This window comes from Streptomyces sp. CWNU-52B (assembly GCF_047444975.1).
GTDB lineage: Bacteria > Actinomycetota > Actinomycetes > Streptomycetales > Streptomycetaceae > Streptomyces.
The window spans coordinates 129,487-144,889 of the sequence record NZ_JBLFJV010000024.1 but is presented as its reverse complement, the minus strand read 5'-3'; the positions used below and the strand labels follow the sequence as shown (position 1 = coordinate 144,889).

Genomic DNA, 15,403 nt, shown 5'->3' with positions numbered 1-15,403 from the left:
CAGTGCGGGCTCCGAAGTGTCAGTGTTCCAGGAGGACTCTGCCTCCTAGTTCTATCCAGCCTTCTGGTTGGGGGGCTGTGAGGAGTTGGGAGCCTTTGCCCTGGGTCAGGTTCAGGGCTCGGCCCAGTTGGGCCGTCAGTTGTAGGGCCGCCGCGCCCGTCGCCTCGTCCTCCTCCACGCCGTCGCCCCGGCCGGGGAAGCCGCGGGCGCGGATCCGGCCCGCCGCCTCGTCCTCCCACGCCCAGGCGTAGAGCCACTCCCCCGGCGGCGGTACGGGCAGCGCGTCGACCTCCGCCGCCGTGGCGTACCGGCGCAGGGTGCGTGGCTCCGGCCACTCCGGGCGGGCCTCGATCCAGGTGAACTCGCCGTCGAGCCGTGTGCCCACCACGCCCGCCGGTGTGACGAGTTCGGGTACGTCGAGCAGCCAGGCCGTGCCCACGCAGGGGTATCCGGCGAAGGGCAGCCGCACGCTGGGTGTGTAGATGTCGATGACCCCGCGCTCGGGGTCATCGACGAACACCGTCTCGCTGAAACCGAGTTTGGCCGCGAAGGCCTGCCGCTCGTCCCGGTCCGGCAGTACGGAACCGTCCCGTACGACGCCGAGTTCGTTGCCGTACTCGCCGCGCGGCCCGCAGAAGACCCGCAGCACATCGTAATCAGTCACGCGGGCATCCAACACCATGGCACCGACACAGGCGTACGCGTCAGGCCTGGGCGGGGCCCGTCAGCGAGTCCGTCGCGCGGCGGCGCCGTACCGCGAACACCACGCCCGCGCCCGCCGCGAGCGTGGCCGCGGCCGCCGCTCCCAGCGCGCCGACGGGGACGTCGGAGCCCGTGGAGGCGAGGTTGCCGGTCACGCCGCCCGTGGTGGAACCGGTCGTGCCCGCACCGCCGGTGGTTCCGCCGGTCGTGCCGCCCGTGCCGCCCGTGCCGCCGGACGAGGTCGGGTCCGCGTCCGGGAGTTCGGCGTCCGCCGTCAGGGCCACCGCGATGTCGACCGGGTCGAGTTCCGCGCCGGCCTGGTAGAAGCCGCCGAAGGCCTTCGCGCCCGCCTCGGTGAGGGTGGCGGTGACGTCGTCGAGGGTGATGACGTCGTCCTCGGCCGTCAGGTCGGCCGACGCGGGCTCTAGTTCGGCGAGCGTCACGTCGTCGGACTTCTCGCCGAGGCTGTCGACGTCGGCGGTCAGCTTGCCGGAGCCGCCGTCGATCTCCGCCTTCAGGTCGCTGAGGGTCAGGTCGAGCCCGTAACTTCCGTTGTCCTCATGGCCCTTGAAGTTGACCGAGCCCTTGAAGGAGGCCTGGAGCGTGTCGGCGTCCGTGTCGTACGTGCCGGTGGCGTCGGGGAAGGTGAAGACGCCGTTGCCCGACGCCTGTTCCGCCCCGCCCGAGACGGTGATCCTGCCCTTGGCCACGCCGTCCACGACGTACGTACGGAAGGACTGCTTCACACCCCAGCCGAGTGCGCCGTAGCTGATGTCCCCCTTGGAGGGGGCGTCGGAGGCCTCGGGGGCCGGGGGCGTGGAGCCCGTCGGGTCCGTGGAGGGGGTGGTCGACGGGGTGCCGGAGGGTGTCGTGGAGGGGGTGGTCGACGGGGTCGTGGAGTCCGACGGCGTCGGGTCCGGCGACTCGGCCTTCTTCTCCACCACCGTCAGGGGGTCACCGGCCGCGCCCGAGTAGGCCGAGCTGCCGAAGACGACCCCCGCCTCCTCGGTCAGCTCGGTCTCCATGTCGGTCATCGTGCGGTTGACGGTGACCTCGGCGAGCGGCACGTCCTGCTCGGTCACACCGGCCTTCGTCACATCGGCGGTGACCGTGGCCGCCTTGCTGTCGAACTTCAGGTCGGACAGGGCGAGTTCGAAGCCGTGCGGCTTGGAGACGATGTTCAGGGAGCCCTCGAAGCCGAGCGCGACGGTGTGCGCCTCGGAGTCGTAGTTCCCGGTGCCGTTGACGAAGGTGAACACGCCGTTGCCGTCGGCCTGCGTGGCACCGGCCTCCGGCGTGAAGGCGCCGGCCGCCATGCCGGTGACGTAGTTGCGGTACGACTCCTTGATGCCCCAGGTCAACTCGTAGCCCTTGAGCGGCACTTCGGCGGCGGAGGCGGACGTCGCGGCGAGCGCGGTGGCGCCGAGCGTGACGGCGGTCGCGCAGGCGGCGGCGAGGGCTATGGGGCGGCGGCGATTGGCGGCCATGGTCGTGGATCTCCTCGGTTCAGTGTGGGTGAGTCGTGGTGAGTCGTCACGTGGCCCCCTGTCGCTGTCCGCTCAACCAGCGGACGGCGACAGCGAGTTCAGTGCTCGTAGGACGCTTCAGGTCTCGTCGGGGGCTTCTGCGGCCGGTTGTGTGCGGCGCCTGCGGACGATCAGGACGGCTGCGGCGATCACGGCCAGGGAGGCGACCGTCAGGCCGATGGGCAGGACCGGGACGTCCGAGTCGCTCGCGGTGGCCTCGGTCTTCGGCTCGGGCGTCCTCGACTCCGGCGCCGCGCCCGCGGCTTTCGGCGTGGCCGACTCGGCGCTGCCCAGGTCGGGCAGAGCCGGCAGTTCGACGCCGTCGGTCAGGGCGACGGCGAGGGAGACCGGGTCCATCTCCGTGCCTGCCTTGTACCTCCCGCCGAAGGCCTCGGCACCGGCGGCGGTGAGTTCGGTGGGCGCCTCGGTGACCCGGGCGAGGCCGCTCTTCGGCTTGAGGTCCGCCGCGGTGAAGGTGACCAGCGGCACCTTCTTCCGCGTCTCCTCCTTCTGCGTCTCCTGCTTCCGCGTCCCCTCCTTCCGCGTCTCCTGCTTCCCGCTTTCGGTCCCGCTCGTGACGTCCGCGTAGAGCGTGCCCTTTCCGCCGTCCGTCACCTCGGCCCGGAGCCCGGCGAGTTTCAGGTCCAGGCCCTGTTCGCCGGTGAACCGGACGGCGCCCGCGAAGGTCGCGTCGAGGGTCTGCTTCTTCTCGTCGTACGTGCCCGAGCCCTCGGGGAAGCGGAAGAGCGCACCGCCGTCCTGGGCGCCCCCGGTGAGCTTCCACTCGCCCTGGGCGATGGCTCCGGTGACGTACTCGCGGAAGGTCCTGCGCACCCCCCAGTCGACGGCGCCGTCCTCGATCCGGCCCGAAGTCGTCTTGCCCTCACCGGACTTGGGCTCGGCCTCGGACTCGGCCGGTGAGGGGGACGGGCCGCGGGCCGCTCCGGTGGCCGCCGCCCGTACGTCCGCAAAGAGGCTGACCGGGTCGAGGGCGGTGCCCGCCGTGTAGTACCCGGCGAAGGACTTGGCCCCCTGGGCGGTCAGTGTGGCGGGCAGGTTGTTCAACTGGACGGCATCGCCGCCGCCCGTCATGTCGATGCCGCCCAAGGAGAGGGAGGCGAAGGGCACCTGCGAGGACGTCGTGACCGCCCCGGTGCCCTTCGCCTTGCTGACGACGTCGACGTAGAGCGTGCCTCCGCCGCCGGCGAGGCGGACGGTGGGGCGGCTGATCGTCAGGTCCAGTTGGTGGCTCCCGTCGGCCTTCTCGTGCCCGAGGAAGTGGACCCCGCCCGAGAAGCCTGCGTCGAAGGCGCCCGAGGAACCGTCGTACGTACCGGTCGCCGAGTGGAAGCGGAACTGGCTGCCGCCGACCGTGGCCGCGCCGCCCGTGAGGGAGAAACCGCCCTTCGCTATGGGCCCGGTGACATAGCTCTGGAAGGAGGACTTGATGCCCCAGTCGAGCCGGCCGCCCTGCACGGTCCGACTCGCCGCGTGGGCCTGGCCGGCCGGGAGCAGCACGGTGAGCAGCGCCCCCAGCAAGGCCGTGCGGAGCAGGGAGACATGGGCGCGTGGGTGCGGTCGCGAGGGCATGGGTCCTCCGGACGGGGTGGATCTGGCCGGATGCGATGACATCCTGGCGAGAAAGGTAAGGCTAACCTAAGCTATGTCCGCTGATGCGGGAAGTGCGGGACCGGACACCTGGGGACCGCGGGACGCTTTTCGGCTGACGGTGTCCGCCACCTGACCGGCCGCCCGGCCGGTGAACTCGAGAGGAACCACGCGACAGTGGGACGCATGCGTACACGAGTGGCGGGTGCACTGCTTGCGGTGCTCGCGCTCACGGTGACGGGCTGCACCTCCGGCGGCGGGTCGCCCAGGAGCGAGCCGGCCGCCGGGACCGGCGCCGCCGCGGACCGGGTCGAGCCCCTCCCGGACACCCCGGCCCCCCGACTCCCGGTCACCGTCCGCTCGTCCGACGGCCAGGACGTCACCGTCGAGGACGCCGATCGCGTCGTCCCGCTCTCCGGCAGCCTCAGCGAGATCGTCTTCACGCTCGGCCTCGGCGACCACGTGGTCGCCCGTGACATCACCGCCACCTTCGCCCAGGCCGGGAAGCTGCCGGTGGTCACCCGCAACCACGACGTCTCCGCGGAGAGCGTGCTGTCCCTCAAGCCCGACCTGGTGCTCGCCGAGACCACCACGGGGCCCGCGGAGGCGATGGGCCAGATCCGCGACGCGGGCATACCCGTCCTCGTCGTCGCCCCGGCGCGGGGTCTCGACGACGTGGGCCCGCGCATCGAGGCGGTGGCCCGCGCCCTCGGCGTACCGGCCGCGGGGAAGGAACTCACGAAGCGTTCCGAGGAGCGGATCGCCGCCGCGCGCAAGGACGTTCCCGCCAGGACCGACCGGCCGCGGGTCGCCTTCCTCTACCTCCGCGGCTCCGCCTCCGTGTATCTGATCGGCGGCAAGGGCTCGGGCGCCACCTCGCTGCTCGAAGCGGCCGGCGCGGTGGACGCGGGCGCCGAGTCGGGCCTCGAGAAGGACTTCACCGCGATCACCACGGAGGCCCTCGCCCGGGCGGCCCCCGACGCGATCCTCGTCATGTCCAAGGGACTTGAGTCCGTCGGCGGTGTCGAAGGGCTGGTCGAGATCCCCGGGGTCGCGCAGACCCCCGCCGGGATGGACCGCCGGGTCGTCTCGGTCGAGGACGGCGTCCTCCTCAACTACGGCCCGCGCACGGACGCGGTACTGAAGTCCATCGTCGCCCAGTTGTACGGGGACGCCGCCGAGTGACCGTCACCGACAAGGCCCTCCCCGGCCGCGCCCAGGACGCTTCCGCGCGGCGCGAACGCGGGAGCGAACGCGGGAGCGGGCGCGGCGTGCCGTGGCTGCTCACCCTCGCTCTCGCCGGTCTCCTCCTGCTGCTCACGCTGGCCTCCGCCGGGCTCGGCGCGTACGAGATCCCGCCAGGTGACGTCCTGTCCTCCCTCGCGCACCGCGCCGGTCTGGGCGGCGACGGACTGGCCCGTGTCCCGGAGTCCGTGCTGTGGAACGTGCGCTTCCCGCGGATCGTGCTGGCGCTGCTCGTCGGTGCCTCGCTGGGCTGCGCGGGCGCGCTGATGCAGGGCGTGTTCGGCAACCCGCTCGCCGAACCGGGCGTCATCGGCGTCTCGTCGGGTGCGGCGGTCGGCGCGGTCGCCGCGATCTCGCTCGGCCTGAACTTCCTCGGCACCTGGACGGTCCCGGCCTTCGCCTTCGCCACGGGCCTGGGCACGGCACTGCTCGTGTACGCGATGTCCCGCTCGGGCGGCCGTACGGAGGTCGTGACGCTGATCCTCACCGGGATCGCGGTGAACGCCTTCGCGGGCGCCCTGATCGGCCTGTTCATCTTCCTGGCCGACACCGCCGCGGTGAACCAGATCACCTTCTGGCAGCTGGGCTCGCTCTCCCAGGCGACCTGGCCGAAGGTCCTCGCGGTGCTGCCGTGCGCGGCGGCCGGTCTCGCCGTGGCGCCGCTCTACGCGCGAAGGCTCGACCTGCTGTCCCTGGGCGAACGCCCGGCCCGGCACCTGGGGGTGGACGTCGAGCGGCTCCGTGTGGTGCTGGTGCTGGTCGTCGCGCTGCTGACGGCCGCCGCCGTGAGCGTCTCCGGTGTCATCGGCTTCGTGGGCCTCGTCGTCCCGCATCTGCTGCGGATGGCGGCAGGCCCCGGCCATCGCTTCCTCCTTCCCGGCAGCGCGCTGGGCGGCGCGGTGGTCCTGCTCGCGGGCGACCTCGCGGCACGCACCGTCGCCGAGCCCGCCGAACTGCCGCTCGGCGTGCTGACCGCCCTCTTCGGCAGCCCGTTCTTCTTCTGGCTGCTGCGCAGAACCCGTCGCAGGCAAGGAGGCTGGGCATGAGGGAGCGTACGAGGGAGGACGGGGGCAAGGGCCGCCGGTGGCTCCGCACGCGGACCGCTCCTCCCGGGCCCGTGGTCCCCGGCGACGTCCTCGCCGAGGCCGAGGGGCTGCGGGTGCGGCTCGGTGGCCGCGAGGTGCTGGCCGGCGTGGACGTCGCGGCCCGCGCGGGCGAGGTGCTGGCCCTGGTCGGCCCCAACGGAGCGGGGAAGTCGACCCTGTTGGGCGCGCTCGCCGCCGATCTCCCGGCCGCCGAAGGTGTCGTACGGGTCCACGGCCGGCCCCTGTCCGACTGGTCGGCGCACGAACTGGCCCTGCGCCGTGCGGTGCTCCCCCAGTCCGCCTCGCTCTCCTTCCCGTTCCCGGTCGAGGACGTCGTACGGATGGGGCGGGCGCCCTGGGCCGGACGGCCCGAGGAGGCCGAGGACGACGCCGCGGTGGCGTCGGCCATGGCGGCGACCGAGGTCACCGAGTTCGCCGCCCGGCCCTTCTCCGCGCTCAGCGGCGGCGAGCGGGCCAGGGTCGCGCTCGCCCGGGTGCTGGCGCAGCGTGCCCGGCTGCTGCTGCTCGACGAGCCGACGGCCGCCCTGGACCTGCGGCACCAGGAGTTGGTGCTGCGGATCTGCCGCGACAGGGCGCGCGCGGGGGACGCGGTGGTCGTGGTGCTGCACGATCTGGGACTCGCGGCGGCGTACGCGCACCGGGTGGTGGTCCTGTGCGCCGGGCAGGCGGTGGCCGACGGAGCACCCGCCGAGGTCTTCACGGACCGACTGCTTTCGGACGTCTACCGACAGCCCGTCGAGGTGTTCCCGCACCCCCGCACCGGTGGCGTGATGGTGGCCCCGGTCAGAGGTTCTTGACCCGCCTTTGACCGTTTCGTGGGGGGTGGTTGAAGCCTCCGTGACCGGGTCGTACCCGCGTGGCGTCCGTGAGAGCTGAATCACTGGACAGGCGACTTTCAGTCAGGTAAGCCTCAGATAAGTTAGGCAAGCCTCACTCGGCGACTGTGCCTTCCCTGTGAACCTCTTGGAGCCTGTATGCGAGCCGTCCGACTCTCCGTCGTCACCGCTGCCGCGACCGCGGCGGCGCTGGCCGCTGTCACGGGCTGCACCGAGAAGAGCGACGCGTCGAGTGACGACCACGTCGTCGAGGTGACGGCCACGGACACCGCGTGCGCGGTGTCGAAGAAGGAGATCCCGGCCGGGCACGTGCAGATCGACGTGACCAACAAGGGTTCCAAGGTCACCGAGGTCTATCTCCTGTTCCCCGACGACCGGATCGTCACCGAGCGCGAGAACATCGGCCCCGGCACCCGCCAGAAGGTCACCGCCGAGGTGAAGGCGGGCGACTACCGGATCGCCTGCAAGCCCGGCATGAAGGGCAAGGGCATCCGCCAGGACGTCACGGTCACCGGCGGCGGGAAGACCGCCGAGCGGGACCCGCGTCTTGACGCGGCGGTCGCCGCCTACCGGCAGTACGCGCAGGAGCAGGCCGACGCGACCCTGCCGAAGACCAAGGTCTTCACGGACGCCGTCAAGGCCGGGGACGTCGAGGCCGCGAAGAAGGCGTACGCCACCTCGCGCATCGGCTGGGAGCGCACCGAGCCGGTCGCCGAGTCGTTCGGGGACATCGACCCCAAGGTCGACCTGCGCGAGGACGGTCTGGAGGAGGGCCAGGACCTGGAGAAGGACTGGACGGGCTGGCACCGTCTGGAGCGCTCGCTGTGGAAGGACAAGAAGCTCACCGCCCGCGACTCCGCGCTCGCCGACCAGTTGATCGAGGACCTCACCGACTGGCAGAACCGGGTCGGCAAGGCGGAGATCACCCCGACCTCGATGGCCAACGGCGCCAAGGAACTCCTCGACGAGGTCGCCACCGGCAAGGTCACCGGCGAGGAGGAGCGCTACTCGCACACCGACCTGGTCGACTTCAAGGCGAACGTCGAGGGCGCCGAGAAGTCGTACGAGCTGCTGAAGCCGGTCGCGAAGGAGAACGACGCGGCGCTGGTCACCGAGCTGGACAAGCAGTTCGCGGCGCTCGACACGCTCCTGGACAAGTACCGCGAGGACACGACGTCGTACGAGTTCACCTCGTACGACAAGGTGGGCAAGGCGGACCGCAAGGACCTCTCCGACGCGGTGAACGCGCTCGCGGAGCCGCTGTCCAAGCTCGCCGCCGCCGTCGTCACCACCAAGTAGGGACCGGCCGTGACGGACACGCCCCCCGAGGAAACCGCACCGCCGGCCGCGGGACCCGCGCCGGCCGCTCCCTCCCGGCGTTCGGTGCTGGGCTGGGGCGGTGCCCAGCTCGTCCTGGGTGCCGCGGCGGCCGGCGGCACGGTCGCGGTGGCCGGGTCGGGCGACGACGGCACCGGGCAGAGCGCCGCCGGGGCGGGTGCCGAGATCGCCTTCCACGGCACGCACCAGGCGGGCATCGCCACCCCGGTGCAGGACCGGCTGCACTTCGCCGCCTTCGACGTGAAGACCGACGACCGGGCCGCGTTCGTCCGGTTGCTGAAGGACTGGACCGAGGCGGCCCGCCGGCTCACCGCCGGGCGGGCGGTCGGTGAGGGCGCGTACGGCGGGCTCGCCGAGGCGCCGCCGGACGACACCGGCGAGGCGCTGGGCCTCACCCCCTCCCGGCTGACCCTCACGATCGGCTTCGGTCCTTCCCTGTTCGAGAAGTTCGACCTCGCAGGCCGGCGGCCCGACGCCCTCGTCGACCTGCCGAAGTTCGCGGGCGACAACCTCGACCGCGACCGCAGCGGCGGCGACCTGTGCGTCCAGGCCTGCGCGGACGACCCGCAGGTGGCCGTGCACGCGATCCGCAACCTGGCCCGGATCGGCTTCGGCACCGTCGTGATCCGCTGGTCCCAGCTGGGCTTCGGCAAGACGTCGTCGACGACCCCGGACGCCCAGACCCCCCGCAACCTCATGGGGTTCAAGGACGGCACCCGCAACATCGCGGGCACCGAGACCGACCGCCTGGAGAAGTTCGTCTGGGTCGAGGAGAAGGACACCGAACCGGACTCGGCCTGGCTGGCCGGGGGCTCGTACCTGGTGGCCCGGCGCATCCGGATGAACATCGAGACCTGGGACCGCACCTCCCTCCAGGAGCAGGAGGACGTCTTCGGGCGTGACAAGGGCGAGGGCGCACCCGTCGGCAAGGCCAGGGAGCGGGACGAGCCGTTCCTGAAGGCGATGAAGCCCGACGCGCACGTACGGCTCGCCCACCCCGACACCAACGCCGGAGCGACCCTCCTGCGCCGCGGCTACTCCTTCACCGACGGCACCGACGGGCTCGGCCGCCTGGACGCCGGCCTGTTCTTCCTCGCCTACCAGCGCGATGTGCGCAAGGGCTTCATCCCGGTGCAGCGCAGTCTGGCCGCCGACTCCCTCAACGAATACATCCAGCACGTGGGTTCAGCGCTCTTCGCGATCCCGCCCGGCGTCCGTGACAAGGACGACTGGTGGGGCCGCACGCTGTTCGCCACGGAACCCAAGGAGGAGTAGGCCGTGTTCGGCAACTATCTGATCGGCCTGCGCGAGGGTCTGGAGGCCAGCCTCGTCGTCTGCATCCTCATCGCCTACCTGGTGAAGACGGAACGCCGGGACGCCCTGAGGCCCATCTGGATCGGCATCACCGTCGCGGTGGTCCTCGCCCTCGGCTTCGGCTTCGCGCTCGAATTCGGCTCCCAGGAGCTGACGTTCGAGGCCCAGGAGGCCCTCGGCGGCTCCCTGTCCATCATCGCGGTCGCCCTGGTGACCTGGATGGTCTTCTGGATGCGCCGCACCGCCCGCCATCTGAAGTCCGAGCTGCACGGCAGACTGGACGCCGCCCTGCAGATGGGCACGGCCGCGCTGGTCGCGACGGCCTTCCTGGCGGTGGGCCGCGAGGGTCTGGAGACCGCCCTGTTCGTCTGGGCCTCCGTGCGCGCCTCCAGCGACGGCACCCAGGGCCCGCTGCTCGGCGTACTGCTGGGCATCCTGACCGCGATCGCGCTGGGCTACCTCTTCTACCGGGGCACGGTCCGCATCAACCTCGCCAAGTTCTTCACCTGGACCGGCGGCATGCTGGTCGTCGTGGCGGCGGGCGTCCTCGCGTACGGCGTGCACGACCTCCAGGAGGCCGACTTCCTGCCGGGCCTGACGAACAAGGCCTTCGACATCAGCGGGACCATCCCTCCGGACAGCTGGTACGGCACCCTCCTGAAGGGCGTCCTGAACTTCCAGCCCGACCCCACCGTCGTCCAGGTCGTCGTGTGGGTCGCGTATCTGGTGCCGACGCTGGCGTTCTTCCTGGCCCCGTCGCGGACCGGGCGGGGCGGGGCCGAGTCGCCCGCGCCGGTGCGCGAGGAGGTCTGACGCCCAGGTGCGCGAAGAGGCCCGGGGCGGGGGTAGGGTTCGCCTCCGGGAAGGGGAAGGTGAAGGCACCTGATGAGCAGGGATCACGGCCCTCGTAGGCCTCGCAGACTTGGCCGGAGCGCGCTGACGGCGGCCTCGGTGACCGTGCTGTCGATGACGGCGAGCGGGTGCGTGGTGGTGCACGGGGAACGGGAGATCCTCCCCGCGGCCACGAAGGCCGAGGCCACGCGTGCGCTGAAGGACTTCACCACCGCCTACAACAAGGCGAACGGCGCCAACGACGCGTCCCTGGACGCGGACCGGGTCACGGGCGCCCTCGGCGACATCGACGGGGCGAAGCTGAAGGCCGGTGGCAAGAACCAGCCGGGCGGCAACCCCGGCTATGTGCCCCTGAAGCTCACCGACACCGAGTTCACCATCCCCGAGAAGGCCGGCTGGCCGCGCTGGTTCGTCACCGCCTCGAAGGCCAACAAGGGGCGCGGCGAGGACCGTTGGCTGCTGGTGTTCACCCGCGACGACGTCAACGCGCTGTGGGAGGTCTCGTACCTGACGATCGCCGCGGCCGACGAGATACCGGAGTTCGAGAAGGACGAGGACGGCTGGGCCCAGCCGGTCACGGCGGACGCGAAGGATCTGGCGGTCGCCCCCGCGCGTCTGCCGCAGCGGTACGCGACGTACCTGAAGGACGGCGCCGACGACGCGTTCGCCGCCGGCGCGCACACCACCAAGTGGCGCTCCGACCGGGAGAAGAACGCGGCCCGCCCCGGCCTCGCCCAGCAGTACATCGACGAGCCGCTGGCCTCCGGCAGCTACGCCCCGGTGGGCCTGCGCACCACGGACGGCGGCGCCCTGGTCTTCTTCACCACCCGCCACTACCAGAAGCAGACGGCGGCCCCGGGAGTCCCCATCAACGTCACCAACGCCGACGTGAAGGCCCTGATGACAGGCGACCCCAAACAGTCCCTCACCCTGGAATCCACCTCGAACCAGGCAGTCCTGGACCCCCCGAAGTCAGCCACGAACCCCGAGATCAAATTCCTGAGCAGAATCCAGGGCCTGACAGCAGCAAAGGGCGAGTAACCCAAACCCCTCCAGAAACACGGGAAACGACACTTTCAGGGGCACGGGCAACGGCGCAGTCTTTTGTCCTCAGGGGCACGGGCAACGGCGCAGTCTTTTGTCCTCAGGGGCACGGGGAACGGCGCAGTCTTTTGTCTTTAGGGGCGCGGGGAACGGCGCAGTCTTTTAGGGGCGCGGGGAACTGCGCGACCAGCCACGACGCACCCGCAGACGAACCCCTGCCGAAGCCCCGCAGGGGGCGCGGCCAGCCACGACGCACCCGCACAAAACAACGCACCGCACCCCGCTCACCCCCGAAGCGGCCACGCCACAACATGCTCCCGCTCTTCCCCCGCATACCGAGCACATTCATCCGTCAGCACTTCGAGCAACGACAACGGATCCGGCAACCCGAACTCAGGCCCCCGCACCCACTCCACCACCAGCTCCCCCGGCAACCGCGCCGGAGGCACCAGCACATACGACCCCCGGCAGTGCCACCGCAGCCCCGGATGCTCGTCCATCGTCTCGGGATGGCAGTCCAGCTCGCACGGCCACCACTCGTCCTCGTCCTCGGGCGTACCGCGCGTGGCGGTGAAGAAGAGCATCCGGTCGTCCCCGCACAGCGCGACAGGCCCGACCTCGATCCCCGCGGCGAGCAACCGGTCCAGCGCCTCCTGCCCGGCCTCCACCGGCACGTCCAGCACGTCGTGCACCATGCCGGTCGCGGTGATGAAGTTGGCCAGCGGCTGATGCCGCGCCCAGCGCTCGATCTGCGCCCGGTCGGTCGTCGACTGCGTCTGCCAGGCGAAGGAGACGGGATGGCGCGCCGGCGTCGGACACCCGACGCGGTCACAGGAACACCGGTAGGCGGAAGGATGGGCGGCGGGCGCGAGCGGCAGCCCGGCTCCGGCGGCGGCGAGCAGCAGCTCCTCACGGTTCGCGGAGTCGTCCGCGGCGTCCGGTCGTGGGCGCCGGCCGCGCAACCACTGGGAGATCCTGCCCTGTCCACCGGAGCGGCGGCCCATCTCTGCGCTCATCGATCCCCTCACCTGGCTATTGTGCGGAAAGCATGCCTCATGGTCGCACCATCCTGCGCTTCGGGGGGCCGGAGCCCACATCCGGGGTAGGTGGGGCGATGCCCGCCCGGAACAGGGATCGGGTGTCATTGCGTACTTTGACACGATGTGCCCGCCTACGGTGTCGGCATGGTCACACGGACTGCGCTGACAGTCATCGCCGGTCTCACGTCCCTGGCCCTCTCGGGACAGGGCGGCACGGTCGCCCCGCTGGAATGGGGCACCGGCCCGCTGACGTTGTCCGCGCTCCCCCGCGTCGTCCACGTCGCGCACCGCGGCGGCGCCCGGGAGGTCCCGGAGAACAGCATGTCGGGCCTCATGGCGGCGTACGAGCGCGGCACGGCCCAGGTGCTCGACCTGGACACCAGGATGCTGCGCGACGGGACGGTGGTGGTGATGCACGACGCGACCCTGAACCGTACGACCTACCTGGGCGGCCCGGTGCGCGCGCTCGACCGGCGCGACTGGCAGGGGGTGCGGCTGCGCCCCCGGGCCGCGCTGCCCGGCAGCTGGCGTTCGGAGCGCCCGCCGACGCTCGCGGAGGTGCTGGACCGGTTCGGCGGGCGGGTGGTCCTGATGCTGGAGGCGAAGGACCCGGCGAGCCTGCGGACCGTCGCCGCCATGATCAGGAAACGCGGTCTGACCCGTTCGGTGCTGGTCAACTCCAACCACCCCGCGGTGGCCCTGCGCGCACACCGCATGGGCCTGCTCGCGCAGTTGTGGCGTTCGGCGCGGCAGATGCGTACGGACCGGCCCGAGCGGTGGCGGCCGTTCGTGGACGTCCTGGACGTGGACCACAGGGCCCGCGACCGGGATCTCGTACGGGCCGTCCGGTCCGGTGTCCCGCGGGTGTGGGCGCACACGGTGGTGACTCCGGCGCAGCGCGACCGCGTCCTCGCGCTGGGCTGCGACGGGGTCATCACGGACGCGCCGGGCCGGCTGGCCGGGGCGGCGGCGGGTCAGCGCGGGGCGAGGCCGTAGAGGGCGTACTCGACGAGCCGGTCCGTGTACTCGTACGTGATGGGGCCCGTGTACTGGAGCCAGCGCTGGGCGAGCGGCGAGACGAAGAGCTCCAGGGCGATGCGCGGGTCGATGTCGGCGCGTACGGCGCCCTGCGCCTGGGCGGAGCGCAGCCGCTTCACGTACAGCTGGAGCTGGGGTTCGAGGAGCTTGCCGACGAACTCCCTGCCGACCTCCTCGTTGACGACGCCCTCGGCGGCCAGGGCCCGGGACGGGGCCTCGAAGGCGGGGTCGAGCAGTTCGTCGACGGTGGACCTCAGTACGAGCTTGAGGTCGGCCTCCAGATCGCCGGTGTCGGGGATCTCGTACGCCGCCTGCTCCCCGATGACCTCGGGCCTGGCCGCCGCCTCGGCCGCCTGGGCACTCAGGTCGATGAACGCCTCCAGGAGGACGTCCGCCTTCGACGACCACCACCGGTAGATCGTCTGCTTGCCGACGCCCGCGCGGGCGGCGATGCCCTCGATGGTGGTCTTGGGGTAGCCGACCTCGGTGACGAGGGCGAGGGCGGCGTCGTAGATGGCGCGGCGGGAGCGTTCGCTGCGGCGGTTGGAGTCGGGAGCCATGCCCCCGAAACTACCAGCACAACAAGACGAACCGTCTCGCCAAAAACCAGGCATGCCTAAGGGGCGCGGGGAACTGCGCAATCTTTTGGCGGGGGTCGGCGGGGGCGAGGAACCCCTACTCCGCCGGCGGCCACCCGTCCCCCCAGTCCACATCCCGCGCCGCCCGGTACAACGCACCATGCCGCTTCGTGACGGTGGACCGCCCGAGCCGCCCCTCCCCTTCCCCCTCCCCCTCACACAAGTCCAACAACACCTGCCCCTTACGGATCTGCGGCCTCCGCACCACCCTCGCCCCCACCGGCTCCACCCCGAACCGCGTCGCCGCGACATAGGCGAACTTCTCGTCCTCGTACGCCAGCGATCCCCCCTTCACCTGCCGGTGCAGCGAGGAACGGCTCACCCGCGCCGAGAAGTGGCACCAGTCCTCCCCCGGCACGATGGGACAGGCCGCGCTGTGCGGGCACGGCGCCGCGACATGGAACCCGGCACCGATCAGCCGCTCCCGCGCCTCGATGACCCGGGCGTACCCGTCGGGCGTACCGGGCTCGATGATGACGACCGCCTGCCCGGCCCCCGCCGCCGCGTCCACGACAGCCGCCCGGCCGGCGTCGGTCAGCTCACCGAGGACGTACGACACCGTGACGAGGTCGGCGCTCTCCAGCGCGAGCCCCGCCCCGATCCGCCCGCGGCTCCACTCGGCGGACTTCAACAGCGGGTTGCGCGAGGCCAGTTCACGGCCGAGCGCGAGCGCAGGCTCGGCCCAGTCGAGCACGGTCACCGGCCGCTCCTCGGGCCAGGTGGCGTTCACGGCCCAGGTCGCGGCGCCGGTGCCGCCGCCCACGTCGACATGGCTGCCCGGCACCCACGCGGGCACCACCGCCGCGAAGGCGTCCAGCGAGGCCCGTACGGCCTCGAAGGTCGCGGGCATCCGGTACGCCGCGTACGCCGCCACGTCCGCGCGGTCGCGCAGGATCGGGGCGTCGGTCGGGGTGGTCCCCCGGTACTTCGCGATCAGCCGTTCGACGGCCTGCGCGGCCACCTTCGGCGGCAGTCCGTCGAGCAGCTCCGCGAGGGCCGCACGCAAGGTCTCAGCCGGAGAGGCGGGGGAAGCGGGGGAAGCAGGAGAAACGGGGGCGTTCACGAGGGGAGTCTACGAGCACCGCCCGCCGGGCCACGCATCGCTCACGCCGCCGT

At 71.8% G+C, this 15,403-nt stretch carries 13 protein-coding genes and 1 pseudogene; 8 read left to right on the top strand and 6 right to left on the bottom strand.

Going from position 1 to position 15,403, the window contains the following annotated elements; genetic code table 11:
- Positions 1-19: 19 nt before the first annotated feature.
- The 3 genes from ACLVWQ_RS23855 to ACLVWQ_RS23845 form a co-directional block, all read right to left on the bottom strand.
- Complete coding sequence (locus ACLVWQ_RS23855; protein ID WP_414111180.1) at positions 20-664, bottom strand: PhzF family phenazine biosynthesis protein; 645 nt, start codon at positions 662-664, stop codon at positions 20-22.
- A gap of 40 nt (positions 665-704) precedes the next feature.
- Positions 705-2,189 (bottom strand): HtaA domain-containing protein, encoded by a 1,485-nt coding sequence (locus ACLVWQ_RS23850; RefSeq protein WP_414111179.1) that lies wholly within the window; start codon positions 2,187-2,189, stop codon positions 705-707.
- Between the two features lie 117 nt (positions 2,190-2,306).
- Entirely contained in the window at positions 2,307-3,818 is a 1,512-nt protein-coding gene (locus ACLVWQ_RS23845; protein WP_414111178.1) for an HtaA domain-containing protein, read from the bottom strand.
- A gap of 204 nt (positions 3,819-4,022) precedes the next feature.
- Between ACLVWQ_RS23845 and ACLVWQ_RS23840 the strand changes: the two genes are divergently transcribed.
- The 7 genes and pseudogenes from ACLVWQ_RS23840 (at position 4,023) to ACLVWQ_RS23810 (ending at position 11,568) form a co-directional block, all read left to right on the top strand.
- Complete coding sequence (locus tag ACLVWQ_RS23840; protein WP_414111177.1) at positions 4,023-5,021, top strand: heme/hemin ABC transporter substrate-binding protein; 999 nt, start codon at positions 4,023-4,025, stop codon at positions 5,019-5,021.
- The gene (locus ACLVWQ_RS23835) at positions 5,018-6,127 is read left to right on the top strand and encodes a FecCD family ABC transporter permease (RefSeq protein WP_414111176.1); all 1,110 of its coding nucleotides are present in this window, start codon (positions 5,018-5,020) and stop codon (positions 6,125-6,127) included. The genes ACLVWQ_RS23840 and ACLVWQ_RS23835 overlap by 4 nt, the downstream gene beginning before the upstream one ends.
- Entirely contained in the window at positions 6,124-6,984 is an 861-nt protein-coding gene (locus ACLVWQ_RS23830) for a heme ABC transporter ATP-binding protein (RefSeq protein WP_414111175.1), read from the top strand. Before ACLVWQ_RS23835 ends, ACLVWQ_RS23830 begins: the two co-directional genes overlap by 4 nt.
- A 177-nt stretch (positions 6,985-7,161) precedes the next feature.
- Positions 7,162-8,322 (top strand): iron uptake system protein EfeO, encoded by a 1,161-nt coding sequence (gene efeO / locus ACLVWQ_RS23825; RefSeq protein ID WP_414111174.1) that lies wholly within the window; start codon positions 7,162-7,164, stop codon positions 8,320-8,322.
- Positions 8,323-8,331: 9 nt separating this feature from the next.
- A complete protein-coding gene (efeB, locus tag ACLVWQ_RS23820; protein ID WP_414111173.1) occupies positions 8,332-9,636 on the top strand; it encodes an iron uptake transporter deferrochelatase/peroxidase subunit in 1,305 nt (434 codons plus the stop codon).
- 3 nt (positions 9,637-9,639) lie between these two features.
- Positions 9,640-10,586 (top strand): annotated as a pseudogene (gene efeU, locus ACLVWQ_RS23815) (iron uptake transporter permease EfeU).
- The gene (locus ACLVWQ_RS23810; protein ID WP_414111172.1) at positions 10,561-11,568 is read left to right on the top strand and encodes a hypothetical protein; all 1,008 of its coding nucleotides are present in this window, start codon (positions 10,561-10,563) and stop codon (positions 11,566-11,568) included. The pseudogene efeU and the gene ACLVWQ_RS23810 overlap by 26 nt, the downstream one beginning before the upstream one ends.
- Positions 11,569-11,855: 287 nt before the next feature.
- Here ACLVWQ_RS23810 and ACLVWQ_RS23805 read toward each other — a convergent pair whose 3' ends face one another.
- On the bottom strand, positions 11,856-12,587 hold the full coding sequence (locus tag ACLVWQ_RS23805) for a bifunctional DNA primase/polymerase (RefSeq protein ID WP_414111171.1): 732 nt from the start codon (positions 12,585-12,587) through the stop codon (positions 11,856-11,858).
- A 168-nt stretch (positions 12,588-12,755) separates the two neighbouring features.
- On the opposite strand from ACLVWQ_RS23805, the gene ACLVWQ_RS23800 reads away from it, so the two are divergent.
- Positions 12,756-13,607: a glycerophosphodiester phosphodiesterase gene (locus ACLVWQ_RS23800; protein ID WP_414111170.1), complete on the top strand. Its 852-nt coding sequence runs from the start codon at positions 12,756-12,758 to the stop codon at positions 13,605-13,607.
- Here ACLVWQ_RS23800 and ACLVWQ_RS23795 read toward each other — a convergent pair.
- Positions 13,586-14,209 (bottom strand): TetR/AcrR family transcriptional regulator, encoded by a 624-nt coding sequence (locus ACLVWQ_RS23795; protein WP_414111169.1) that lies wholly within the window; start codon positions 14,207-14,209, stop codon positions 13,586-13,588. The two genes, ACLVWQ_RS23800 and ACLVWQ_RS23795, sit on opposite strands and share 22 nt — an antisense overlap.
- 115 nt (positions 14,210-14,324) lie before the next feature.
- Complete coding sequence (locus ACLVWQ_RS23790) at positions 14,325-15,350, bottom strand: small ribosomal subunit Rsm22 family protein (protein ID WP_414111168.1); 1,026 nt, start codon at positions 15,348-15,350, stop codon at positions 14,325-14,327.
- Positions 15,351-15,403: the final 53 nt, after the last annotated feature.

Coding starts and splice junctions, on each gene's coding strand:
- ACLVWQ_RS23795 (WP_414111169.1), bottom strand. CDS start 14,209: ATGGCTCCCGACTCCAACCGCCGCAGCGAACGCTCCCGCCGCGCCATC.
- ACLVWQ_RS23840 (WP_414111177.1), top strand. CDS start 4,023: ATGCGTACACGAGTGGCGGGTGCACTGCTTGCGGTGCTCGCGCTCACG.
- ACLVWQ_RS23830 (WP_414111175.1), top strand. CDS start 6,124: ATGAGGGAGCGTACGAGGGAGGACGGGGGCAAGGGCCGCCGGTGGCTC.
- ACLVWQ_RS23810 (WP_414111172.1), top strand. CDS start 10,561: ATGAGCAGGGATCACGGCCCTCGTAGGCCTCGCAGACTTGGCCGGAGC.
- ACLVWQ_RS23845 (WP_414111178.1), bottom strand. CDS start 3,818: ATGCCCTCGCGACCGCACCCACGCGCCCATGTCTCCCTGCTCCGCACG.
- efeO (WP_414111174.1), top strand. CDS start 7,162: ATGCGAGCCGTCCGACTCTCCGTCGTCACCGCTGCCGCGACCGCGGCG.
- ACLVWQ_RS23800 (WP_414111170.1), top strand. CDS start 12,756: ATGGTCACACGGACTGCGCTGACAGTCATCGCCGGTCTCACGTCCCTG.
- ACLVWQ_RS23805 (WP_414111171.1), bottom strand. CDS start 12,587: ATGAGCGCAGAGATGGGCCGCCGCTCCGGTGGACAGGGCAGGATCTCC.
- ACLVWQ_RS23850 (WP_414111179.1), bottom strand. CDS start 2,189: ATGGCCGCCAATCGCCGCCGCCCCATAGCCCTCGCCGCCGCCTGCGCG.